Origin of the sequence: Methylobacterium aquaticum (assembly GCF_001043915.1) — a bacterium.
Taxonomy (GTDB): Bacteria; Pseudomonadota; Alphaproteobacteria; order Rhizobiales; family Beijerinckiaceae; genus Methylobacterium; species Methylobacterium aquaticum.
On the sequence record NZ_LABX01000274.1, the window covers coordinates 1 to 22,066 of the forward strand.

The following is a 22,066-nucleotide window of genomic DNA, read 5'->3' on the forward strand; positions in this document are numbered from 1 at the left end:
GGCCGTTGAATCCCTCTCGACCGTTCGATGCCAAACCAGAGGCTTGGCGACAATTCGCGAACGGAACCACAGGTCGTTGTCTTTCGACCGTTGATATCACCCGTTCATCGGCCACTTCGCAGCCGCGGCCGCCGAGGATTCCGGGAAGATCGTGACGAACGTGTCGCCGATCCATTGCAGCAGCACCGGATCGGCGAAGATGTTCTGGCCGTCGGGGCCGAACGCCACCTTGGTCCAGGGCATCACCGTGCGGGTGCCCGGGATGTCGGTGGCGGCGAGCGCGGCGCGGATCTTCTGGCCGTCGGTCGAGCCGGCGCGGTCGAGGGCGTCGGCGAGCACGATCAGCGCCATGAGCTGGCGCGAGGAATTGTCGTTGAGGTCGCGGCCGGCCCGGGCCTTGTACATCCGGTTCACGGTGGCGACCATCGGGCGCCTGGCGGCGAGGTCGAGGGAGAAGCTGCCGCGGGAGATCAGGCCCTGGAGCTTGTCGCCGACGGCGTCGTAGGTGACCTTCTCGGAGAAGCCGGCCGCCTGCGCGATCATGCTCTTCGGCTTGTAGCCGAGTTCGCTCATCGTCTTGGTGAGCAGGATGGCGTCGGTGGTGTAGCTCGTCGGCATCAGCACGTCGGCATTGGCGGTCTTGAGCTGCTGCACCTCGGCGGTCAGGGAGGGCGAGTTGCTCTTGTACTTCACGTCGGCGACGAGCTTGTAGCCGCGCTCGGCCGCCAGCTTGCGCTGCACCGTGGACGAATCGACGCCGTAGATCGTGTCCTCGAAGAACAGGGCCACCGAATCGATCGTCCTGCCCTGCTTGCGCAGCGAATCCAGGAAGTCGAACATCGCGGTCGAGAACATCTCGTCATGCGCGGCCGGGCGGAAGAAGTACTTCAGGCCCTTGCGGTGCAGGCTCGGCGAGGAGGAATCGGCGCAGACGAAAGGCACGCCGTAGCGCTCAGCGGTGGCGCTCACCGTGGCCGATACCGCCGACTGGTAGCAGCCGACGAGGGCCGACACCTTGTCCTGGGTGATCAGGCGCTCGGCCTCGGCCCGGCCCTTCTGCGGGTCGGCCTGGTGGTCGGCGAAGACGAGGCGGATCCGGGCGCCGCCCAGGCCGGCAAGGCCGGCGCCCCGGGCGCAGGGCAGGTCGAGGTCGTGGTCGGTGTTGATGATGTCGAGCGCGGTCTCGAGGGCGTGGCGGGCATCGACCCCGACCTGCGCGCTCGACCCCGACATGGCGTAGAGCACGCCGACCACGACCTCCGGCGCCGCCGCCCGCGCAGGCGCCGTGCGCAGCGAGGCGAACGAGAGGGCACCGGCCCCCACCAAGAGTTCTCGACGACGAATCATCCGCTGGCCTCCAGAGGCGTCACGATGGTCTGTAAGCCTGATTCCGCGCTCTTTGAACAGTGAGGATCGGGGCGCTCACCGGAGTGGCTGCGGACAGGACGTGCGAACAAGAATCCGGGACGACGACGAGCCGGGTTCACGACGAACCGGCAGGGGACATCGTTTCAGAGCACCGCATAGTCGCTGTTGCGCCGGTCGGTGATCAGCATGCAGCCCGGCGCGTGGGTGATGGCGAAGGCCGGCCGCACGGCAGCGATCACCGATTGCGGGGTCACGCCGCAGGCCCAGAAGACCGGGATCTCGTCGTCGCGGATCGCGACCGGATCGCCGTAATCGGGGGCGTGGATGTCCCGGATGCCGATCAGGTCCGGCCGGCCGAGATGCACCGGCGCGCCGTGGACGGCGGGGAAGCGCGAGGTGATCTGCACCGCCCGGATCGCCTGGGCGGCATTGAGCGGGCGCATCGAGACCACCATCGGCCCGGCAAAGCGGCCGGCCGGGTTGCACGGGAGGCTGGTGCGGTACATCGGCACCCGCACGCCCATCTCGACGTGGCGAAGCGGCAAGCCGTCCTCCGCCATCGCGGCCTCGAACGAGTAGGAGCAGCCGATCACGAAGGCCACGAGGTCGTCGCGCCACAGATCGGCCACCTCGTCGCGCTCCGCCACCACCTCGCCGTCGCGCCAGACCCGATAGCCGGGGATGTCGGTGGCGATGTCGAGGTCGCGGCCGAGTTCGGGGATGCGGCGTTCACCCTTCGCCGAAACGCCGATGATCGGGCACGGCTTCGGATTGCGCTGGGCAAACAGCAGGAACTCGTCGGCGACATCGGCGGGCAGCACCGCGAGGTTGCCCTGGACGTAGCCGTCGGCGATGCCGGCGGTGCAGCCGGTGATGGCGCCGCTGCGGCAAGCGAGCCGGGCCGCCTCGCCGCTCATCCGTGCCCGTTCGGTGAGAAGGGTCATCGCCGCTCCTTTGCCCGGATGGGTCCGTGCCCGGGCATGCGCGATCATGGCATCGCCGGCCGGTCGCGGCCAATCGTCATTTCGCAGCGGGTCCGATCTGGAACAGGCACGGCATTCCAGACGGACGCCTGTGGGATGAAATTCGCGTTGCAAAGCGAGCCGTCGGATCGCGCACGGGTCGCGGGCGATGACCATCATCTCATATGCGTCGGCAGGTGGATCGATGTCATAGCTGACATCTGCGTGAATCCGGCCAGCAATTCGCTACATACTTCAGATTATTGAAATAAAAAAGTTGATGATTTTGCTCCTTACAGTATAAGAATATATTCTTATTATATTAGCTGAGCATATCAAATCAGTCGCTGCTTGATTGTAGCCAATGTCACATGTAAAAAGCCGAATCGTTATGTCATTTCAGGTGCGTCATGACCTCCTCGACACCTCCCGTCTTGAACGATTCCATCGCGACCGCCATTGATCTTGGAAGTTTTGGATCTCTGAGAGGATCCGAGTTTCCAAGCTATTATATGAACAACCTTTCTTTCAGCTCTTCGCCCCCTCAAGGACTCCAAGGTTACTATTACAAATTTACGACCGACAGTAACGCTACGGATATCCGTCTTTACACTTTTATGGAAAATCCGAGCGCATCGACGTACATTTCTTTGTATGATAGCGACGGGAAATTTCTCACTGACAATCGATCCTCCGACCCGATCAGCCCTCCGATCGACTATACAACCGGGCAAACAATTTTGCCGGGAGGGATTTTTACAGCCAAAACATTTTATCTTTCAGTCAAGTCCGTCAAATATCCGGCATCGACGAACTGGGGTCTCTATGCATATTCCAATTATCAGGATATTGATCGCGCCGGCGACACTGCCGCCGATGCCAAGAATCTAGGAACGTTTACAGGATCGCAGATCCCGACCATCAATGGAACGCTTGTCACGGCCTATGGGCGCAAAGAGCCGGCTCCAGGCAGCGCAGATGCGGCCAGCCACGAGCTGACCATCGATTTTAATACCGCCCTGGCGAAAGATCCGGTAGATTTCTACAAATTCAATACTACCACCGAAGGCGATATACGATTTAACATAAAAGGCAAGAATGGTGGCGTCGTACTCTCGGGGCCGGCCCAAGGCTCGATCGGCATGCCCTTGAAGCAACTCGTGTCAGGAACGTCATCGGTACATATTATTCCAGGCACTTACTACATTCAGGTCCATGACGATGCGACACAAGGGGCCGGAAGCCAAGCCGTCTTTCATTATGAAAATCGGGAAGTATCCGATACATATTCGATCAACGTGGATTTTACGCCAAGCCTGATCCCTCCCGTCACGCCACCTCCGGCGACAACGCCGCCTGCGACATCGCCATCGACCCCCACGACGCCACCGACAAGCCCAACCCTTCCGTCCACCCCCGTTCGTCATGTCGCGGCCGACTTTGATGGGAATGGCACGAGCGATCTTCTTTGGCGCAGCACGACTGGAAACATCAATCAGTGGCTCTTCCACAGTCAGCCCAGCGCAAATCCGGCAAGCCCCCTCGATGCCAGAAACGTGATCCTGGGTGCTCCCAATCTCGGCAACATCAGCTCCGAATGGACGGTACAGGGCATCGGCGACCTGAACGGCGATGGTACCAGTGACATCCTTTGGAGAGATGCTGCCGGGCACATCAACGAGTGGCTGCTCGGCCCCGACGGACGTGTCGCGTTAGCGCCCAATATCGGGACGATCGGATCCGACTGGTCGGTGCAAGGGGTCGGCGACCTGAACGGTGACGGTCAATCCGATATCCTGTGGCGTGACAGGTCCGGGAACATCAATGCCTGGAATCTGGACCGCACCGGCCACGTTGCCGATGCGCCAAATTTAGGAAAAGTCGGCACCGAATGGACCGTGAAGGACGTTGCCGACGTGAACGGCGACGGTGTCAGCGATATCCTCTGGCAAGATACGGCGGGGCACGTCAACGAGTGGCTGCTGGGCAAGGACGGACGGGTGTCGTCGGCGCCGAACATCGGTGTGGTCGGCCCGGAATGGACCCTGATCGGCACCGGCGACTTCAACGGCGACGGGACCAGCGACCTTCTCTGGCGCCATACCGCTGGATACATCAACGAATGGCTCATGGGGACAAATGGGAGGGTTGCATCCAGCCCGAATATCGGCGCGATCGCCGCGGACTGGTCGCTGATGAGCACGGGCGACTACAATGGCGACGGGCGGTCCGATCTGATGTGGCGTGACACGTCCGGCCACGTCAACGAGTGGCTGCTGAACAGCAACGGTCAAGTCGCCTCGGCACCGAATGTCGGAACGATCGGCGGGAACTGGGCATCTGTCAGCTGATCGGTGCCGATCAGGACCCACAGGTCCGTCCTGGTCCTGCGGGTCATTCCCCGCTGGTCGCCGTCCATCCTGCCAAGCGCGTCATGGACAGCCAGCCTCGGCGGCCAACCACCGGGACGAGGGTGTCCAGCCGACGATTGCGAGGCTTCGCAGGTCGACCAGGCCGCGTCCCGGGCCGCGCCAGGACATCGTCAAGCAAGGACCGCCCCCTGCAAAATCCCCCGCGGCCCCGGCCGGCTCACGCCAGGGGGATCAGCCCGGCGACGTGGCGCTCGGCGGGATCGCCCGCCTCCAGGCCGGCCGCGACGCCGGTGCGGTCCGCTAAGGGGCGGTTCTGGCTCATCTTGCGCTTGCCTTCGAGGCGGGTGATCGGCAGCCGCAGGCCGACGATGCCGCGCAGCTGCGCCGCGACGAACTCGGCCGGCGCATCCGCGACCGCCCAGGGGCTCGGCCGGCCGCCCTCGTGCCGGTCGGTGAGCCGGGTGACGACGGCGAGCAGGCGATCCGGGTCGTCGAAGAACGCCGCCGGCCCGTAGGCGTGGACGGCGACGTAGTTCCAGGTCGGCACCACCGTCCCGGTCTCGCGCTTCGTTGCGTACCAGGACGGCGTCACGTAGGCGTCGGGCCCGGAAAAGATCGCGAGCGTCTCGGCCAAAGCGGGTTCGCGCCAGTGCGGATTGGCCCTGGCGAGGTGGCCGTAGAGCACGCCCTGTTCGCCCTCGTCCGGGTCCAGCAGGAGCGGCAGCGGCGTGCACAGGAGCCCGGCCGCCGTGGCGGTGACGAGGCTCGCGAGGGGGGCGGCGCGCATCGTCGCGTGCATCGCGGCCGCATCGGTCTCGCGGAAGGCGGGCGGAATGTACAAGCAGGGCCTCCATCGGGCGTCGACCCTGGTCCTAGACGCGGAACCGGCCCATGCTGAACGTCCAGTTCGCACCGGATTTGGTGGGCCAGTGTGACCGCAGCCTCTCCCCATGCGTACTTCCCCGTCAGCGCCCGGATCGGCGCCGATCTGAAGGCGCAGATCGCCCAGGGGGTCTATCCGCCAGGGGCGGCCCTGCCCTCGACCCGGGCGCTGGCGGCCGAACTCGGGGTGTCGCGCACCACCGTCACGGCAGCCTACGACCAGCTCGTCGCGGAGGGCTATCTGGAGACGCGGCCCGGGGCGCGGACGCGGGTCGCCGCCGGCCTCCAGCCGGGGCCCGCGCCGGTGGCGGGCGGCCGGGCCACCGCGCATCACCTCTCCGCCTATGGGCGGCGCCTGCTCGCCGAGCCCCTCATGCCCGAGCCCCTCTTGCCCGAGCCCGTCATGACCGAGCCGGCACCGGGGCCGGCGATCGACTTCCGCTACGGCGACCTGTCGGGCAACGACTTCCCGGTCCTCGCCTGGCGGCGGGCGCTCACCGCCGTGCTGCTGCGCCGGCCCGCCCGGCTCGGCTACGCCGATCCGCGCGGGCTGCCCGAGCTGCGGGCGGCGTTGCAGGCCTATCTCTGGCGCGCCCGGGGCCTGCGCTGCGGCCTCGACCAGATCGTCGTGGTCAACGGCTCGCAGCAGGGGATCGACCTCTGCGCCCGGCTCCTCGTCGATCCCGGCGACCGGGTGGTGATGGAGGATCCGGGCTACGGCGCCGCGCGCCGGGCCTTCGCGGCCGCGGGCGCCGCGATCCTGCCGGTCCCGGTCGATGCGGAGGGGCTTCAGACCGGGCGTCTCGCAGCAGTCGGCCCGGCGCGGCTCGCCTATGTCACGCCCTCGCACCAGTTCCCCCTCGGCGGCGTGCTGCCGGTCGCCCGCCGGCAGGCGCTGCTGGCCTGGGCCGAGGCGTGCGGCGCGACGATCGTCGAGGACGATTACGACGGCGAGTACCGCTTCGACGCGCGGCCGGTGGAGGCGCTGACGAGCCTCGATCGGACCGGCCGCGTGATCTATGCCGGCACGGTGTCGAAGACCCTGTCGCCGCAGCTGCGCCTCGGCTACCTGGTGGTCCCCCCGGCCCTCAGCGACGTGGTCACGGAGGCCAAGCGCCTGGCCGACCGGCAGGCGCCGGGCCTGGAACAGGCCGCCCTCGCCGGCCTCCTGACCGGCGGCGGCTACGAGCGCCACCTGCGCCAGGCCCGGCGGCGCCACGCCGACCGGCGCGCCGCCCTGCTCGCGGCCCTGGCGGAGAGCTTCGGCGGGACCGTGCGGGTGGAGGGCGCGGCGGCGGGCCTTCACCTCGTGGCCTGGTTCGACCACCGGCCGGCCGCCGCCGAGACCGGGATGGCGGCGGCGGCACGGGCGGCGGGAATCGGCGTCTACCCGGTCGGCCCGCTCTACCACGATCCGGCGGCACGGCCGGACCGGGCGGGATTGCTGCTGGGCTTCGCCGGCAGCGAGCCCGGGACGATCCGGGAGGGCATCCGCCGTCTCGCCGTCGCGCTCTCCGGGGAGCGTTGCGCCGGGATCTGACCGCTCGCAGGCCCGGTCCGTCACGCAGGGGAAGAGGCGCGCGGGGCCGGCGGCGATGAGCGATTTTGGTTCCTTTTTGTTGTCACTCCGCCCGCTTTGCCATTCCTCACCGTAAGCATTTGTTCGGGACTGAATCGGTAACGATGGGGCAGACGGGCCTTGCGGCCGCCGGGAGGGATGCGATGGCCGACGAGAGGACCTTTGTCCTCGTGACCGACAGGCCAGACCGCAGCGCCGCGATCAGCGCGGCCCTGCGGGCGATCGGGATCTGCGACGTCGTCGGACCCGAGGAGACGTGGCGGGACCGCCGGGCGCTGGCCGGCGTGGTCTCCGACCTGACGCTGTCGCGGCCGGAGGCCGATTTGTGCCTGCGGGCGCTCCAGCGCCGCTTCGCCAACCGGCACATGCCGGTGATCTGCCTCCTGCGCAAGGCGACGCAGGACACCCTGCGCCACGCCAAGACCCTCGGGGCGACGGTGTGCATGCCGGCCTACGTGCCGCCCGAATCGGTGGCGGCGGCCCTGGCCAACCAGGTCGGGGTCATGGCCGGGAACGCCGAGAAGGCGGTGAGCCAGGGCGTGGCCCGGGCCGGAGAGGCGCTGAGCGGCCTCATGGCCGAGACCCGGGCCGGCCAGCCGATCCGCATGGGCGCCGTCGAGGCCGGGCTGGGCCCGATCCTGACCGCCGTGCAGGAGGGCGGCCTCGCCCGCTGGCTCGACACGGTCTGGACCCACGACGACGCCACCTACCAGCATTGCCTGCTGGTGGCCGGCCTCGCCGCGCAATTCGCCGTGCATCTCGGCTTCCGGCACGAGGACCAGTTCCGCTTCGTGCGCGCGGCGCTGATCCACGATGTCGGCAAGGCCCGCATCCCCCTCGAGATCCTCAACAAGCCCGGCCGCCTCGACGCGGACGAACTCGCCGTGATGCGGACCCACGCGGCCCTCGGCTACGAGGTGCTGCGGGCGGGGGGCGAGCGCGATCCGATCACCCTCTCGGCGGTGCGCCACCACCACGAGATGCTCGACGGCTCGGGCTATCCCGACGGCCTCGCCGGCGGCCAGATCGGCGACATGGTGCGCCTGCTCACCATCTGCGACATCTACGCCGCCCTCACCGAGCGTCGCCCGTACAAGTCCCCGATGCCGATGGCCGAGGCGATGGGCATCCTCGCCTCCATGGAGGGCAAGCTGGAGACGCGCCTGGTGCTGTCCTTCGGCGAGGCGATGGCGGCGACGGCGTGAGCGTGGCCCGGGGCCGGCCTCGGGCGCGCGGGACTCCGCATCGCACCATCGGCATGCCCCATCGCCACGCCGGCCGCCGGCAGAGGCGGGACGGATGGGCCCGAGTGCCGTGAGCCGACGGATCGTGCGCCCGGTTCACGGGGCGATCGTGAGCGGCCTTCGATCTCCCCGGGCGGGGCCCTGCAACGACGAACCGGTCTCCGCGCCCCGGAGACGTGTCCGGGGCGCGGCGTCACCGCGTCCTCACACCTCGGCGGCGAACCGGCCGTGGCAGTGCTTGTACTTCTTGCCCGAGCCGCAGGGGCAGGGCTCGTTGCGGCCGACCCGGCCCCAGGTGGTGGCGTCGTCGGGTTTGCGCTCCAGCACCGGGGCGTCGGCGCCCAGCGCCTGCCCGGCGAACTCGTAGGCGCCGCCAGCGCCACCCGCCGCGCCCTCCCCGAAGGCGAACTCGTTCTCGCCGGTGACGGGGTCGAGATGCTGGGCGAACATCGGCGGCAGGGCCGGCTGCTCCGGCTCCTGGTACAGGATCTCGACCCGCATCAGCTGGCCGGTCACCTGCTCGCGTAAGGAGCCGACGAGGCTGTTGAACAGATCGAACGCCTCCGACTTGTACTCGTTGAGCGGATCGCGCTGGGCGATGCCGCGCCAGCCGATCACCTGACGCAGGTGGTCGAGGGTGACGAGATGCTCGCGCCAGAGATGGTCGAGGCTCTGGAGCAGCACCTGCTTCTCGACATAGGCCATCACCTCCGGGGTGTTGCGGGTGACGCGCTCGGCATAAGCCTCGTCGGCGGCCTTGCGCAGGCGCTCGCGGATCTCCTCGTCGGCGATACCCTCTTCCTTGGCCCAGTCCTCGACCGGCACGTCGAGGTTGAGGTCACGGGTCACGCTCTCGCGCAGGCCCGCGATGTCCCACTGCTCCGGATAGGCATCCTCCGGCACGTGGCGCGCCACGACGTCGTCGATCACCCCCTGGCGCATCTCGTCGACGGTGTCGCGCACGCTCTCCTGCGCCATGAACTCGCGGCGCTGCTCGAACACGACCTTGCGCTGGTCGTTCATGACGTTGTCGTACTTGAGCACGTTCTTGCGCATGTCGAAGTTGCGCGCTTCGACCTTCTGCTGCGCCTTGGCGATCGCCTTGTTGATCCACGGATGGATGATCGCCTCGCCCTCCTCGAGCCCGAGGCGCTGGAGCATGCCGTCCATGCGGTCGGAGCCGAAGATCCGCATCAGGTCGTCCTGAAGCGAGAGGTAGAACTTGGAGCGGCCGGGGTCGCCCTGGCGGCCGGAGCGGCCGCGCAGCTGGTTGTCGATGCGCCGGCTCTCGTTGCGCTCGGTGCCGACGATGTAGAGGCCGCCCGGCAGGGCCACCTTGCGGCCGGCCGCCGGGTCGGCGGGCTCGCCCGAGGCCAGGACCTTGGCGCGGTTCTGCTCGATCTCGGCCTTGAGCGCGCCGATGCGGGCATCGCGCTCCGGGCCCTCCGGAACGCCGGCCAGCTCCTGCTCGATTCGCATGTCGAGGTTGCCGCCGAGCTTGATGTCGGTGCCGCGGCCGGCCATGTTGGTGGCGATGGTGATCGCGCCGGGCACGCCGGCCTCGGCGACGATATAGGCTTCCTGCTCGTGGAAGCGGGCGTTCAGCACCGCGAAGCGCTTGGTCACCCGGCCCTCGCGGGCCGCCGCGTAGACGTCCTCGAGCGCCGACGGATCGCTGTAGTCGAGCGGCTTGTAGCCGTGCTGGACCAGCAGGCGCGCGAGGTGCTCCGAGCGCTCGATCGACCCGGTGCCGACCAGAACCGGCTGGAGCCGGGAATGCGCCTTGTCGATCTCCTTGATGATCGCGGCGTATTTCTCGTCGACGGTGCGGTAGACCTCGTCGTCCTCGTCGACGCGCTCGACTGACCTGTTGGTCGGGATCTCGACCACTTCGAGGTTGTAGATCTCCTGGAACTCGTCCGCCTCGGTCGAGGCGGTGCCGGTCATGCCGGCGAGCTTCTTGTACAGGCGGAAGTAGTTCTGGAAAGTGATCGAGGCGAGCGTCTGGTTCTCGGGCTGGATCTCGACCCGCTCCTTGGCCTCCAGCGCCTGGTGCAGCCCTTCCGAGTAGCGCCGGCCGGGCATCATGCGGCCGGTGAACTCGTCGATGATGACCACCTCGTCGTTGCGGACGATATAGTCCTTGTCGCGGGTGAACAGGGTATGGGCGCGCAACGCCTGGTTGACGTGATGGACCAGCGTCACGTTGTGGGCGTCGTAGAGGTCGCCGTCCTTGAGGAGGCCGGCCTCGCGCAGCAAGTCCTCGATATGCTCGTTGCCGGCCTCGGTCAGCGAGACGGTGCGCTGCTTCTCGTCGAGGTCGTAATCCTCGCGCGCGAGGCGCGGCATCACCGCGTCGATCGCGGTGTAGAGATCGGAGCGGTCGTCGATCGGGCCCGAGATGATGAGCGGCGTGCGGGCCTCGTCGATCAGGATCGAATCGACCTCGTCGACGATCGCGAAGTTGTGGCCGCGCTGGACCATCTGGCCCAGCTCGTACTTCATGTTGTCGCGCAGGTAATCGAAGCCGTACTCGTTGTTGGTGCCGTAGGTGATGTCGCAGGCATAGGCCGCCTTGCGCTCGGCATCGTCGAGGCCGTGGACGATGATGCCGGTCGAGAGGCCGAGGAAGCGGTAGACCCGGCCCATCCACTCGGCGTCGCGGCGGGCGAGATAGTCGTTGACGGTGACGACGTGGACGCCCTTGCCCGACAGCGCGTTGAGGTAGGTGGCGAGCGTCGCCACCAGGGTCTTGCCCTCGCCGGTCTTCATCTCGGCGATGCCGCTCTCGTGCAGCACCATGCCGCCGATCATCTGCACGTCGAAATGGCGCTGGCCGAGCACGCGCTTGGCCGCCTCGCGCACCGTGGCGAAGGCCGGGACCAGGATGTCGTCGAGGGTCTTGCCGGCGGCCAGCTCGGCCTTGAGCGTCTCGGTGCGGGCGCGCAGAGCCTCGTCGGACAGCGTCGCCAGCTCGGGCTCGAGGGCGTTGATGGCCTGGACGCGGGGTCGGTATCCCTTCACCCGGCGGTCGTTGGACGACCCGAAGATCTTCTTGGCAAGGGAACCCAGCATCGTGAACCTGCGATCGATCGTAACGGTAGTGGCGCGCGCCGCGGGCGCCTTATAGGCCCATATAGGGAGGCGTGCACCCAAAAGGCAGCGGTCGCGCCGGGCCAACGTGGCCGTGCTGCGAAAGACGGGGGGCGGAAGCCCGGGACGCCGCTTGATTCCTCTCCCGGCACCGCCCTAGCTCCCCTGTGACCACAGGGTCGAACAACGGCCGCAGCCGGCAGGCAAGCGGCCGGGGAGGAACACCATGACACGCTTGAGCCGGGCGCTCGCCCGCACCACCGCGCTCGCCGCCGGCCTCTCCTTCGCGCTCGCCGCGGGGCTGGCCTTCGCTGTCGCCGCCCAGGCCCAGACCGTGGCGCCGAAAGGCGCGTCGGACGGCGTGGTGAAGATCGGCATCCTCAACGACCAGTCCGGCGTCTACGCCGATTTCGGCGGCCGCGGCTCGGTCGAGGCGGCCAGGATGGCGGTGGAGGATTTCGGGGGCAAGGTCCTCGACGTGCCGGTGCAGATCGTCGATGCCGACCACCAGAACAAGCCGGACGTCGCCTCGAACATCGCCCGGCAATGGTATGACACCGACCGTGTCGACGCGATCATGGAGCTGACCACCTCCTCGGTGGCGCTCGCCGTGCAGGGCCTGTCGAAGGAGAAGCGCAAGATCACCATCGTCGATGGGGCCGCGACCTCCGACCTCACCGGCAAGCAGTGCACGCCCTATGGCTTCCACTGGGCCTACGACACCCATGCGCTCGCGGTCGGCACCGGCGGCTCGCTGGTCGAGACCGGCGGCGACACCTGGTTCTTCCTCACCGCCGACTACGCCTTCGGCACCGCGCTCCAGGCCGACGTGACGCAATACGTCACCCAGAAGGGCGGCAAGGTGGTGGGCGCCGTGCGCCATCCCTTGAGCGCCCAGGACTTCTCCTCGTTCCTGCTCCAGGCGCAGGGCTCGGGTGCCAAGATCATCGGGCTCGCCAATGCCGGCCTCGACACCGCGAACGCGATCAAGCAGGCGTCGGAATTCGGCATCGTCCAGGGCGGCCAGCGCCTCGCGGCGCTGCTGTTCACCCTGGCCGAGGTGCACGGCCTCGGCCTCAAGGCGGCGCAGGGCATCGTCCTGACCGAGGGCTATTACTGGGATCTCGACGATCAGGCCCGGGCCTTCGCCAAGCGCTACATGGCCCGCACCGGCAAGATGCCGAACATGATCCAGGCCGGCACCTATTCCTCGGTCACGCATTACCTGAAGGCCGTGAAGGCCGCCGGCACCGACGACACCGACGCGGTGGCGGCCAAGATGCGGGAGATGAAGGTCGACGACTTCTTCGGCCGCGGCGGCACGGTCCAGGCCAATGGCCGGATGGTCCACGACATGTACCTGTTCCAGGTCAAGTCGCCGGCCGAGTCGAAGGCGCCGTGGGATTACTACAAGCTGCTCGCCACGATCCCCGGCGACAAGGCGTTCCTGTCGGCCAAGGCCAGCGGCTGCCCGCTGACGCAATAGGCGCCGAGGCCCGCATCATCCGACGTCCGGACGAACCCTTCCGGACGTCGGATCGCCAGGCCCCGCGGCGCCTGTGCGAAGCCGATCTCCGCCTCGCGAAGCGATCAGTCGGCCATCGTATCACGTGAGCATCCCGGGCCTCGCCGCCGGCAAGGGCCCGGGAGGCCGGCGTCGATTCGCTACCGGAACAGGATCAGCGCCTTGGCCAGCGTGATCCAGACGCCCCACAGGATCGGCAGGCCGACTGCGGCCCAGGCGAGCGCCGCGGCAGGCGTCAGGCCGCCCCGGCCGATCCCGAACGCGCCGCCCGGCGCATCGCCGGCAGCCGCCACGGCGGGCAGGTCGGACGGCGCCATGAACCACCTGTCCGTCAGCGGCCGCACCAGGAGGTTCGCCGCGAACCCGGCCGCCAGGAAGCCCGCCAGGATCAGCAGCGTGCGGCCGTAGAGTGCCGCGCCCTGCACTCCCGCATCGACCTGCGCCTGGCGGATCGCCGTCACGACGAGCGGGCCGACCACGCCCGCCGTCGACCAGGCGGTGAGCAGCCGGCCATGGATCGCGCCGACGAACTGGGTGCCGAACACGTCCGCCAGATAGGCGGGAATCGTCGCGAAGCCGCCGCCATACATCGACAGGATCACGCAGAAGAACAGCACGAACAGCGCCTGCGAGCCGATGCCGGCCGCCCAGGGCGCCGCCGCGTAGAGCACGCAGCCGAGCGCGAAGAAGGTCGCGTAGGTGAGCTTCCGGCCGATGCGGTCGGAGAGCGTCGCCCAGAAGAACCGGCCCAGGATGTTGAACAGCGACAGGAGCCCGACGAAGCCCGCGGCGATCGCCGCGACCTGCGCCTTCTGACCAGCATCGAGCTGCCCGAACCCGACCTCCGGCCGCCCGATCAGCGCCCCGCCAAAAATCTCCTGGAGCATCGGCGAGGCGAGGGCCAGCACGCCGATGCCGGCCGAGACGTTCAGGCACAGCATCGCCCAGAGCAGCCAGAACTGCGGCGCCTTGTGCGCGTCGCGCAGGTGGACGTGCCCGCTGGTGATCATCCGGCCCCGCGCCGCGGGCGGCGTCCAGCCGTCGGGGCGCCAGCCAGACGGGGGCACCCGGTAGCCGAAGGCGCCGCAGAGCATGACGACGAGGTAACCCGCGCCCATCACGGCGAGGGTCTGCCACACGCCGGCGGAATCCGGGGCCTTGAAGCGGGTGATGAGCAGGTCGGCGAGCGGCGAGCCGATCATCGCGCCGCCGCCGAACCCCATGATCGCCATGCCGGTGGCCATGCCGCGCCGGTCCGGGAACCACTTCACCAGGGTCGAGACCGGCGAGATGTAGCCGAGCCCGAGGCCGATGCCGCCGATCAGCCCCATGCCGAGCCAGATCAGCCAGAGCTGGTGGAGGAAGACGCCGAGGGCCCCGATGAGGAAGCCGCCGCTCCAGCACAGGGCGGCGGCGAGGCCGGCCTTGCGCGGCCCGGCCCGCTCGAGCCAGCCGCCGAACAGGGCCGCCGAGAGGCCCAGCATCACGATGCCGATGGAGAAGGTGAGGACGAGATCGCTGACGCGCCAGTCGCAGGTCGTGGTGACGAGGGCCGTCATGACGCTCATGTCGGGGCAGGCGGCCGGAGCCGGCCGGCCGACGCTCAGCGCCCGCGACAGCGGCAGCCAGAACACCGACAACCCGTAGGACATGCCGATGCAGAGATGGATGGCGAGCGCCGCCGGCGGCACCAACCAGCGGTTGAAACCCCCGCGCGCGACGATGCGCTCGCGGGCCAGGACGCCGGGTGACGATGCACCGTTGGCGTTGCGATCGACGATGCGTGCGTCCACGGCTGCCCTCCTGGTTCCCGTCCCTCGGTCCCGGCCCTTGCCTGCCCTTGCCAGCCGGTGACCGGACACGTTTTAGGCCCGGGGCGCAATCCGCGGGAATCGCCGCGCCGGTGAATTCAACCTGCGCGCGTCATCACTTCTGGGCATGGCGATCCGCCGCACCCGGCAGATCGTCGATGCGGGCCGGTCAGCGCCGAACCCGGAGCCCGCTCGCGACGGCACCGGCGAGCGAGAGCGCGCTGGCCAGCCACAGCACCGTCACGGTGCCGCCGGTATGGAGATAGCCGAAGATCACCGCCACCATCGCGGCACCGAGGGACTGGCCGAGGAGCCGGGCCGTCGATTGCATGCCGCTCGCGCCGCCGCTGCGCTCCCGCGGAGCGCTGGTGATGATGACCTTGTTGTTGGGCGACTGGAACAGCCCGAAGCCGAGGCCGCACAGCGTCAGCCGCAGGGCGATGGCCAGGGGCGAGGCATCCGGCGGCGCGCTCGCCATCAGGGCGAGCCCGGCCGAGAGGGCGACGAGGCCGATGCCGCCGAGCAGCCCCGGCGGGTAGCGGTCGGCCAGCCGTCCGGCGAAGGGGGCGATCACCGCGATGGCGATCGGCCACGGAGTCATCAGGACGCCGGTCTGGGTGCTCGTGAGGTGAAGCACGTCCTGGAAGTAGAACGGCAGCGCCACGTAGGCCATCATCTGGGCCGAGAACGAGCAGACCGAGCTGACCATCGACAATGCGAAGACCGGGATGCGCAGGAGGTCGATCGGCAGGAGCGGCGCCGGCAAGCGGGTCTGCATCCACACGAAGGCGGTGCCGACGAGAAGCGCCCCGGCCAGCAGGGCCAGCGCCGTGCCGCTCCGGCCCGGCTCGCCGAGGCCGTCGACGCCGGTGATGAGCAGGCCGAAGAACAGCGCGTTGAGGAGCGCGCTCACTCCGTCGAAGCGGGCGCCGCTGCGGGGCGTCACCGGCAGCATCCGGGTGGCGAGCGTGAGCGCCGCGAGGCCGAGCGGCACGTTGACGAGGAACAGCCACGGCCAGCTCGCCACCGACAGCACCGCCGCCGCGACGCTCGGCCCCGCCGCCGAGGCGACCGCCACGATGAGCGCCATGGTGCCGACGCCGCGCCCGATCATCCGCTGGGGATAGATGAAGCGCACCAGCGCGATGTTGACGCTCATGATCCCGGCGGCGCCGAGGCCCTGGACGATGCGGGCCGCGACCAGCACCGGCAGCGAGCCGGCCAGCGCGCATGCGAGCGAGGCGGCGGCGAACAGGGCGAGCCCCGTGCAGTAGACCCGCTTGTAGCCGAGGATGTCGCCGAGTGAGGCGAGCGGCAGCAGGGCAGCGGTGACGGCGAGTTGGTAGCCATTGGTGACGAAGATCGCGGCGCCGGGGCTGACCTGGAGGTCCCGGGCCATCACCGGCAGGGCGACGTTGACGATGGCGCCGTCGAGCACCGCCATCGACATGGCGATGCCGATCGCCAGCATCGCCCACAGCCTTGCCCGGGTCGGAAGACCGTCGGCCACCTCCGCCGTCACCGGCCCCGCCATTCCCGTCATCCGCCCCGCGCTCCCTAGCCCGAGTCCTCGCCTCTCATCCGAGCCGTAGCCGAAAGGCGCCGACGCCGCACCTCCACCGGCCTCATCCCCACCCTGCGCGGGGAGCGTGAAACGTTCGGTCGGCGGGCCTGCGAAAGGGCGTTGACAGACCGGCTCGAAGGCGTAAGGAGCGCCCGTTGGCCAGGGCGAACTTTGCTCGTCCCGCCACCTCACTCCAGGACCCATCAACCCCATGCCGAGCGACAGTCACAGTCGATCGACCGCGCCGTTCGTGCCGGCCGCTTCTCGCAGGGACGCCTGATCGGGCGCTCTCTCGTGGGCGCCGGCCGCGCGGACGGCCGCCCCCGAGAGGTGCATCATGACCTTCACCATCCTCCCCTTTGCGCCGAAGGGCGCGGTGTCCGTCCGCCAGCCTGTGGCTCCCATCGGGCCGGCGCCAAAGGCCGTCCTGCGCGCCACCTGGTTCCTCGACCCGGAGACCGGCCGGCCGGTCTGCCGCTGGAGCACCGACGAGGAAACTGACACCCCGACGCGCTGCCCGCTGGCCCTGCAAGAGGCCGCGTAGGTCGGCCGCCTTCCTGAGCGGCAGCGCCGTTCGGAGACCCGCGGCAAACAATCGTGGCGCGGGTCTTCTCCTGTCCCCGCCCGCGCAGGGCTGTCCGGGGACACGTCCGTCCACGACCAAGCGCGGGATCCCCTCTCCCGAGTGCAGAGAATCGCATGGAATTGCGGGAGATTTGATCCTCGCTGAAGGTGGGTTCAAAGAGCAGTCTCCCTGATCAGGGAGGCCGCTCGATGAATGCCGTTGTGGCGATTTTTTTCGCGAGGTGCGCCCCCCGCGCGCCCAATGCTTGCTCTTCTCTCGACACCATCCTGATGCTGGGGTTCTGCGCGACCCTGTGCTGATGCGCGTCCCGGCCTTCCCGTTCAAGACCCGGCGACCGGGCGTCCCTCGCGCCAGGGACGCAGGGCGTCGGGAATGCGAAAGTCCCGCGGGACCGCGAGGTTGCTGGCGGCACCGTGGGCGGCGGCGAGGCCATGGGGATAGCCGCTGCGGTTGTGATACTCATAAACGCCCGGCTGCGCGGGCCGCTTGTCGGCCGTGAGGCCCTGGACGCAGACGATGTCGGCGAGCGTCACGCCCGCCACCGCCACGGTGGCGAGCGCCAGAGTACCGGTACGGGGGTTGTCGCCCTCGAAGCCGGTCGCCAGGGTGGCGAGGTCGAGGGCGTCGCCCGCGACCCGGCCCCAGAGCCACGGCGTCGGGTCGTGGCTCATCAGAATCGCCGCGCCGGTCGCGACCTCGCGGGCGCCGTAAGCCTGGACCAGGGCCTCGCGGCCCTGAAGGCCGAGCGCCCGGCACAAGGCCCGGGGCGCCAGGATCTCGGCGAGGCCAAGGCCGATCGAGAACCAGCCGAGGCCGCGGGCCAGCGCATCATGCGCCGAGCGGGTGCGGGGATCGACGGTGCGGGTCATGGGGGAGTGAGTCATGCGCGACTGGTTCATGGCGGCCTCGCTGGTGCTCGGGTGGGTCATGGCCGGATCATCACCTTGATGCAGCCGTCCTGCTTGTCCCGGAACGTCCGGTACATCTCCGGCCCCTGCTCCAGGCCCACCGTGTGGGTGATGACGAAGGACGGGTCGATCTGCCCCTCCTCGATCCGCCGCAGCAGGTCGTCGCTCCAGCGGTTGACGTGGGTCTGGCCCATCCGGAAGGTCAGGCCCTTGTTCATCGCCGCGCCGAACGGCACCTTGTCGATCAGACCGCCATAGACGCCCGGGATCGACAGCACCCCGGCCGGGCGGCAGGCCATGATCATCTGGCGCAGCACGTGCGGCCGGTCGCTCTCCAGCATCACCGCCTGCTTGGCACGGTCGTAGATCGCGTCGAGCGAGGTGGTGGCGTGAGCCTCCATCCCGACCGTATCGATGCACTTCTCCGGCCCCTTGCCGTTCGTCATGTCGTTGAGCTTGGCGACGACGTTCGACTCCTGGTTAAGGTCGATCGTCTCGGCGCCGCCGGCCCGGGCCATGGTCAGGCGCTCCGGCACCCGGTCGATGGCGATGACGCGCTCGGCCCCGAGCAGAATCGCCGAGCGGATCGCCATCTGACCGACCGGGCCGCAGCCCCAGATCGCCACCGTGTCCTCCGGCTGGATGTCGCACTGCACCGCCGCCTGCCAGCCGGTCGGGAAGATGTCGGAGAGGAAGAGCAGCTTCTCGTCCGGGATGCCGTTCGGCACCTTGATGTGGGTGGCATCGGCATACGGCACCCGCAGGTACTCGGCCTGGCCGCCCGGATAGCCGCCGGTGAGGTGGGTGTAGCCGAACAGGCCCGCGGTGGTGTGGCCGAAGGCGGTCTCGGCGAGCGCGGCGTTGCGGTTCGAGCGCTCGCAGACCGAGAAATTGCCCCTCTTACATTGCTCGCACTGGCCGCAGATGATGGTGAACGGCACCACGATCCGGTCGCCGACCTTCAGCGCCGTGTTGTCCCGGCCGACCTCGACCACCTCGCCCATGGTCTCGTGGCCCATGATGTCGCCCGCCTTCATGCCCGGCATGAAGTGGTCGTAGAGGTGCAGGTCGGAGCCGCAGATGGCGCAGGAAGTGACCTTGATGATCGCGTCGCGCCCATCCTCGATCATCGGATCGGGAACCGTGTCGCAGCGGATATCCGCAGTGCCGTGCCAGACGAGGGCTTTCATGGCTGATCGGTCTCCGAGGCGCGTGCCGCGGAAAGCGCCGGGATTGGCGTTCCGCACGCACGGGCCGCCCCGGCTCAGGCACAAATACCCCCTACCGGTAAGCGGCGATGCCCGGACAACCGATCAACGTTAGGGCTGTTCCGTGAAAGCCGGCGCAGCAACCCACCGTGGCGCCCCAAGCAGATTTCGCCGAAGTGGTCACCGGTTCGGCGGCAACAATCTGCGATCAAACAAGAGCCTAAGCGGGCGAAGCGTTGTCCTGCCAACGCAAGTCTGCTTAGCGCGGGCGGGGTGCCGCGCCGCCGCGGCGCAGTTCCAGGGTCGCCCAGCCCTCGATCAGCCGACGCCGGCGCAGGCGGAAACCCTGCGCGGCATAGGCCGAGAGCACGCCCGGCACGTCGCGGGGGATCAGGCCGGAGAGGACCAGGGTGCCGTCCGTCGCCACAGCGCGGGCGAGGCTGGGGGCGAGCCCCCGCAGCGGCCGGGCCAGGATATTGGCGAAGACGAGGTCGTAGCCGCGGGCGACGCGGGCGAGCGGGTGGCGCAGGCCCGGCGCCTCGTAGAAAGCCATCAGGTTGGCGAGCCCGTTGAAGGCCGCATTGGTGCGGGCGGTCGCCACCGCCTCCGGGTCAAGATCGCCGGCGATGACGCGGGTGTGGAGCAACCGGGCGGCAGCGAGCCCCAGGATACCCGTCCCGGTGCCGACATCGAGGATGCGCTGGGGCCGGCGCCTTTTCACCTCGTCGACGAGAGCCATGAGGCAGCCGAGGGTGGTGCCGTGGTGGCCGGTGCCGAAGGCGAGCGCCGCTTCGATCTCGATCGGCAGGTCGTTCGGCTGGACCTTGCCCCGGTCGTGCGAGCCGTGAACCAGGATGCGGCCGGCCCGGACGGGCTTCAGCCCTTCGAGGGAGGCGCGGACCCAGTCCTGCTGGTCGATCGCCGCGAAGATCGCCTCGTCGGCGGCATCGCCGAGGATCGGGCGGATCAGCTCGCGCACCGCCTCCTCGTCGGGCTCCTCCGAGAAATAGGCTTCGAGGTGCCAGGTCTTGCCGTCCTCGGCCTCGAAGGCCGCGACCGCGGTCTCGGTCGGGTCGAAGACCTCGCCGATCAGGTCGGTCATGGCGCGGGCCGCGCGCTCGTTCGTGTCGAGACGCAGCACGTGGGTCGGGCGGTGGGGCGGCAGGCCTTCGAGCATGCCCGCGCCCATAGCATCCGCGCCGCCCGCCGTCACCGCCCCGTCACGCCCGCGCGGCATCTCTCTCGCCGCGCGACCCTCATTCGCCGCGCGTGTCGTGCCGCCCCGGTCCGGTGTGGCCGCGATGCCGCAGCGGAACTCTGCGCAGGAAACGTCGCCCGTCCCCCTGGAACCGGCGCCGCCGGTCGGCGTTCATTGCGGCGCCGGTCGCCAGAAGCCGGCCGTTGAAGGATCGTACGATGCGTACCCGAGTTCGCGAGCCGCTTCGGCCGGATTCGTCCGCCGCCGAGCTGGTTCAGACTCCCGTGCGGGAACCTCCCGTCCTGCGGGACACCTCCACGTCGCGGGAGACCGCGCCCTGGCGCCGCGCGGCGCCGCTCACCGCCGAGGAGACGGCCCTGCCGGGCCGCATGCTCATGCTGCTCAGCCGGCTCCACCGGAGCGAGTTGCAGATGCAGGCGCGGGCCGAGGCCGAGAAGACCGGCTCCGCCGGCTCGCAGAGCGCCTGAACCGGTCTTCCGACGCTTCGGGCGATCGCGCGGCGATCCCCCGAAGTCCATTCCAAACCGGCGCCGCCGGCCGCCTCACGCGCCCAGTCGCGCGCCCAGGCGGGCATCCGGCACGTAACCGCGGTTCCAGGTCGGGCTGATCACCACCTCGTTGAGGCAGACATGCCTGGGGCGCGTCGCCACGAACAGGATCAGCGCCGCCATGTCGTCGGGCTGGAGCATGCGGGCGCGATCCTCGGGGCTCACCGGCACCGGGCGCTTGTCGAGGATCGGGGTCGCGACCTCGGCCGGGCACAGGACCGTCGAGCGGATCCCGTTGACGCATTCCTCCATGTTGATGCTGTGGCTCATCGCCACCACCGCGTGCTTGGCCGCCGTATAGGCCGGCCCGCTCACCGGGCTGACATAGCGCCCGGCCCAGGAGGCGGTGTGGATCAGGACGCCGTCCCCTTGGGCCCGCATCAGCGGCAGCACCGCCAGCGAGGCGTAGAAGGCGCTCGACAGGTTGGCTGCGATCACGCTTTGCGCACCCTCCGGCGACAGGGCGTCCCAGCGTCGCTCGCGCACATTGCTGCCGGCATTGCTCACCAGCACGTCGAGCCGGCCGAACCGCGCCGCGATGCCCTCGACGATGGCGGCGATGCGGGCCGCATCCGTGACGTCGCCGGGCTCGACCACCGCCTCGCCGCCCGCTGCGGCGAGGCGCTCCGCGAGCGCCCGCAACGGCTCCTCCCGGCGCCCGGTGAGCACCACCCGCGCGCCCGCCCCCGCGAGGGCCACAGCCGCCGCCTCGCCGATGCCGCTCCCCGCGCCCGTCACCCAGGCGATCTTGCCGGCGAGATCCTGTGCCATGGTCCGTCTCCTCCCGTCATGCGGCATCCTCGCGGCGTCCCTTGCCGGGATTCTTGCCGGGATCCTCGCCAGGGTCCTTGCCCGGATCCTGGCGGTCCGTCCGTCGCGCCGGTCTGATACGCCACGATGCCAATGCGCCACGATGCCAAGCCTCGGCGGCGCGGCGCAAGGGCGATCCCGGTCGACCGGTGGAAAATGGCGTGCCACGGCGGGGCTGCTGGCCGCCGCCGCTCACGCCGAACCTCGGTCCGGCCTGACATGTGCCGGGGCGCCGGTCCTGGTACCGCCGCCGCACCGTCACCGGTCAAGGATCACCGATCCCGTCAGTGCAGATAGCCCAGGAAGAACAGGATCAGGATGATCGGAATCGGGATCCCGATCAGCCAGAGCAGGCCGCCCTTCATCATCTTTGCCTCCATAGAGTGA

General features: G+C 69.1%; 16 protein-coding genes. 6 read left to right on the forward strand and 10 right to left on the reverse strand.

What is annotated here, in order from left to right; translation table 11 throughout:
• Positions 1 to 96 precede the first annotated feature (96 nt).
• Positions 97 to 1,347, reverse strand: a complete 1,251-nt coding sequence (locus tag VP06_RS28800) for an ABC transporter substrate-binding protein (protein WP_048467244.1) — start codon at positions 1,345 to 1,347, stop codon at positions 97 to 99.
• A gap of 164 nt (positions 1,348 to 1,511) precedes the next feature.
• The gene (locus VP06_RS28805) at positions 1,512 to 2,312 is read right to left on the reverse strand and encodes a putative hydro-lyase (protein WP_048467260.1); all 801 of its coding nucleotides are present in this window, start codon (positions 2,310 to 2,312) and stop codon (positions 1,512 to 1,514) included.
• 452 nt (positions 2,313 to 2,764) lie between these two features.
• On the opposite strand from VP06_RS28805, the gene VP06_RS36795 reads away from it, so the two are divergent.
• Positions 2,765 to 4,681 (forward strand): FG-GAP repeat domain-containing protein, encoded by a 1,917-nt coding sequence (locus VP06_RS36795; protein WP_197093312.1) that lies wholly within the window; start codon positions 2,765 to 2,767, stop codon positions 4,679 to 4,681.
• A 238-nt stretch (positions 4,682 to 4,919) separates the two neighbouring features.
• Here VP06_RS36795 and VP06_RS28815 read toward each other — a convergent pair whose 3' ends face one another.
• Positions 4,920 to 5,543: an FMN-binding negative transcriptional regulator gene (locus tag VP06_RS28815; RefSeq protein ID WP_048467246.1), complete on the reverse strand. Its 624-nt coding sequence runs from the start codon at positions 5,541 to 5,543 to the stop codon at positions 4,920 to 4,922.
• A 90-nt stretch (positions 5,544 to 5,633) separates the two neighbouring features.
• Here VP06_RS28815 and pdxR point away from each other — a divergent pair, with 90 nt between their 5' ends.
• Both pdxR and VP06_RS28825 read left to right on the forward strand, forming a co-directional pair.
• Entirely contained in the window at positions 5,634 to 7,124 is a 1,491-nt protein-coding gene (gene pdxR / locus VP06_RS28820) for a MocR-like pyridoxine biosynthesis transcription factor PdxR (RefSeq protein WP_048467247.1), read from the forward strand.
• A 182-nt stretch (positions 7,125 to 7,306) separates the two neighbouring features.
• A complete protein-coding gene (locus VP06_RS28825; RefSeq protein ID WP_048467248.1) occupies positions 7,307 to 8,368 on the forward strand; it encodes an HD-GYP domain-containing protein in 1,062 nt (353 codons plus the stop codon).
• A 243-nt stretch (positions 8,369 to 8,611) separates the two neighbouring features.
• On the opposite strand, the gene secA is transcribed toward VP06_RS28825, so the two are convergent.
• Positions 8,612 to 11,482: a preprotein translocase subunit SecA gene (secA, locus tag VP06_RS28830; protein WP_048467249.1), complete on the reverse strand. Its 2,871-nt coding sequence runs from the start codon at positions 11,480 to 11,482 to the stop codon at positions 8,612 to 8,614.
• A 244-nt stretch (positions 11,483 to 11,726) separates the two neighbouring features.
• Between secA and VP06_RS28835 the strand changes: the two genes are divergently transcribed.
• Positions 11,727 to 12,986, forward strand: a complete 1,260-nt coding sequence (locus VP06_RS28835; protein WP_082167679.1) for an ABC transporter substrate-binding protein — start codon at positions 11,727 to 11,729, stop codon at positions 12,984 to 12,986.
• A gap of 179 nt (positions 12,987 to 13,165) precedes the next feature.
• Here the strand turns inward: VP06_RS28835 and VP06_RS28840 are convergent, their stop codons facing one another.
• Both VP06_RS28840 and VP06_RS28845 read right to left on the reverse strand, forming a co-directional pair.
• Complete coding sequence (locus tag VP06_RS28840; RefSeq protein WP_245291355.1) at positions 13,166 to 14,818, reverse strand: OFA family MFS transporter; 1,653 nt, start codon at positions 14,816 to 14,818, stop codon at positions 13,166 to 13,168.
• A 187-nt stretch (positions 14,819 to 15,005) separates the two neighbouring features.
• The gene (locus VP06_RS28845) at positions 15,006 to 16,379 is read right to left on the reverse strand and encodes an MFS transporter (RefSeq protein WP_082167680.1); all 1,374 of its coding nucleotides are present in this window, start codon (positions 16,377 to 16,379) and stop codon (positions 15,006 to 15,008) included.
• Between the two features lie 358 nt (positions 16,380 to 16,737).
• Here VP06_RS28845 and VP06_RS28850 point away from each other — a divergent pair, with 358 nt between their 5' ends.
• On the forward strand, positions 16,738 to 16,944 hold the full coding sequence (locus tag VP06_RS28850; protein WP_048467250.1) for a hypothetical protein: 207 nt from the start codon (positions 16,738 to 16,740) through the stop codon (positions 16,942 to 16,944).
• A 362-nt stretch (positions 16,945 to 17,306) separates the two neighbouring features.
• Here VP06_RS28850 and VP06_RS28855 read toward each other — a convergent pair whose 3' ends face one another.
• The 3 genes from VP06_RS28855 to VP06_RS28865 all read right to left on the reverse strand — a co-directional run bounded on the left by VP06_RS28855 (position 17,307) and on the right by VP06_RS28865 (position 20,279).
• Entirely contained in the window at positions 17,307 to 17,915 is a 609-nt protein-coding gene (locus tag VP06_RS28855) for a cyclase dehydrase (protein WP_245291356.1), read from the reverse strand.
• Positions 17,912 to 19,084 (reverse strand): zinc-dependent alcohol dehydrogenase, encoded by a 1,173-nt coding sequence (locus tag VP06_RS28860; RefSeq protein WP_048467251.1) that lies wholly within the window; start codon positions 19,082 to 19,084, stop codon positions 17,912 to 17,914. Before VP06_RS28860 ends, VP06_RS28855 begins: the two co-directional genes overlap by 4 nt.
• A gap of 277 nt (positions 19,085 to 19,361) precedes the next feature.
• On the reverse strand, positions 19,362 to 20,279 hold the full coding sequence (locus VP06_RS28865) for a 50S ribosomal protein L11 methyltransferase (protein ID WP_048467265.1): 918 nt from the start codon (positions 20,277 to 20,279) through the stop codon (positions 19,362 to 19,364).
• 239 nt (positions 20,280 to 20,518) lie between these two features.
• Between VP06_RS28865 and VP06_RS28870 the strand changes: the two genes are divergently transcribed.
• On the forward strand, positions 20,519 to 20,788 hold the full coding sequence (locus VP06_RS28870; RefSeq protein WP_245291357.1) for a hypothetical protein: 270 nt from the start codon (positions 20,519 to 20,521) through the stop codon (positions 20,786 to 20,788).
• A gap of 75 nt (positions 20,789 to 20,863) precedes the next feature.
• Here the strand turns inward: VP06_RS28870 and VP06_RS28875 are convergent, their stop codons facing one another.
• A complete protein-coding gene (locus VP06_RS28875) occupies positions 20,864 to 21,640 on the reverse strand; it encodes an SDR family oxidoreductase (protein WP_048467252.1) in 777 nt (258 codons plus the stop codon).
• Positions 21,641 to 22,066 lie beyond the last annotated feature (426 nt).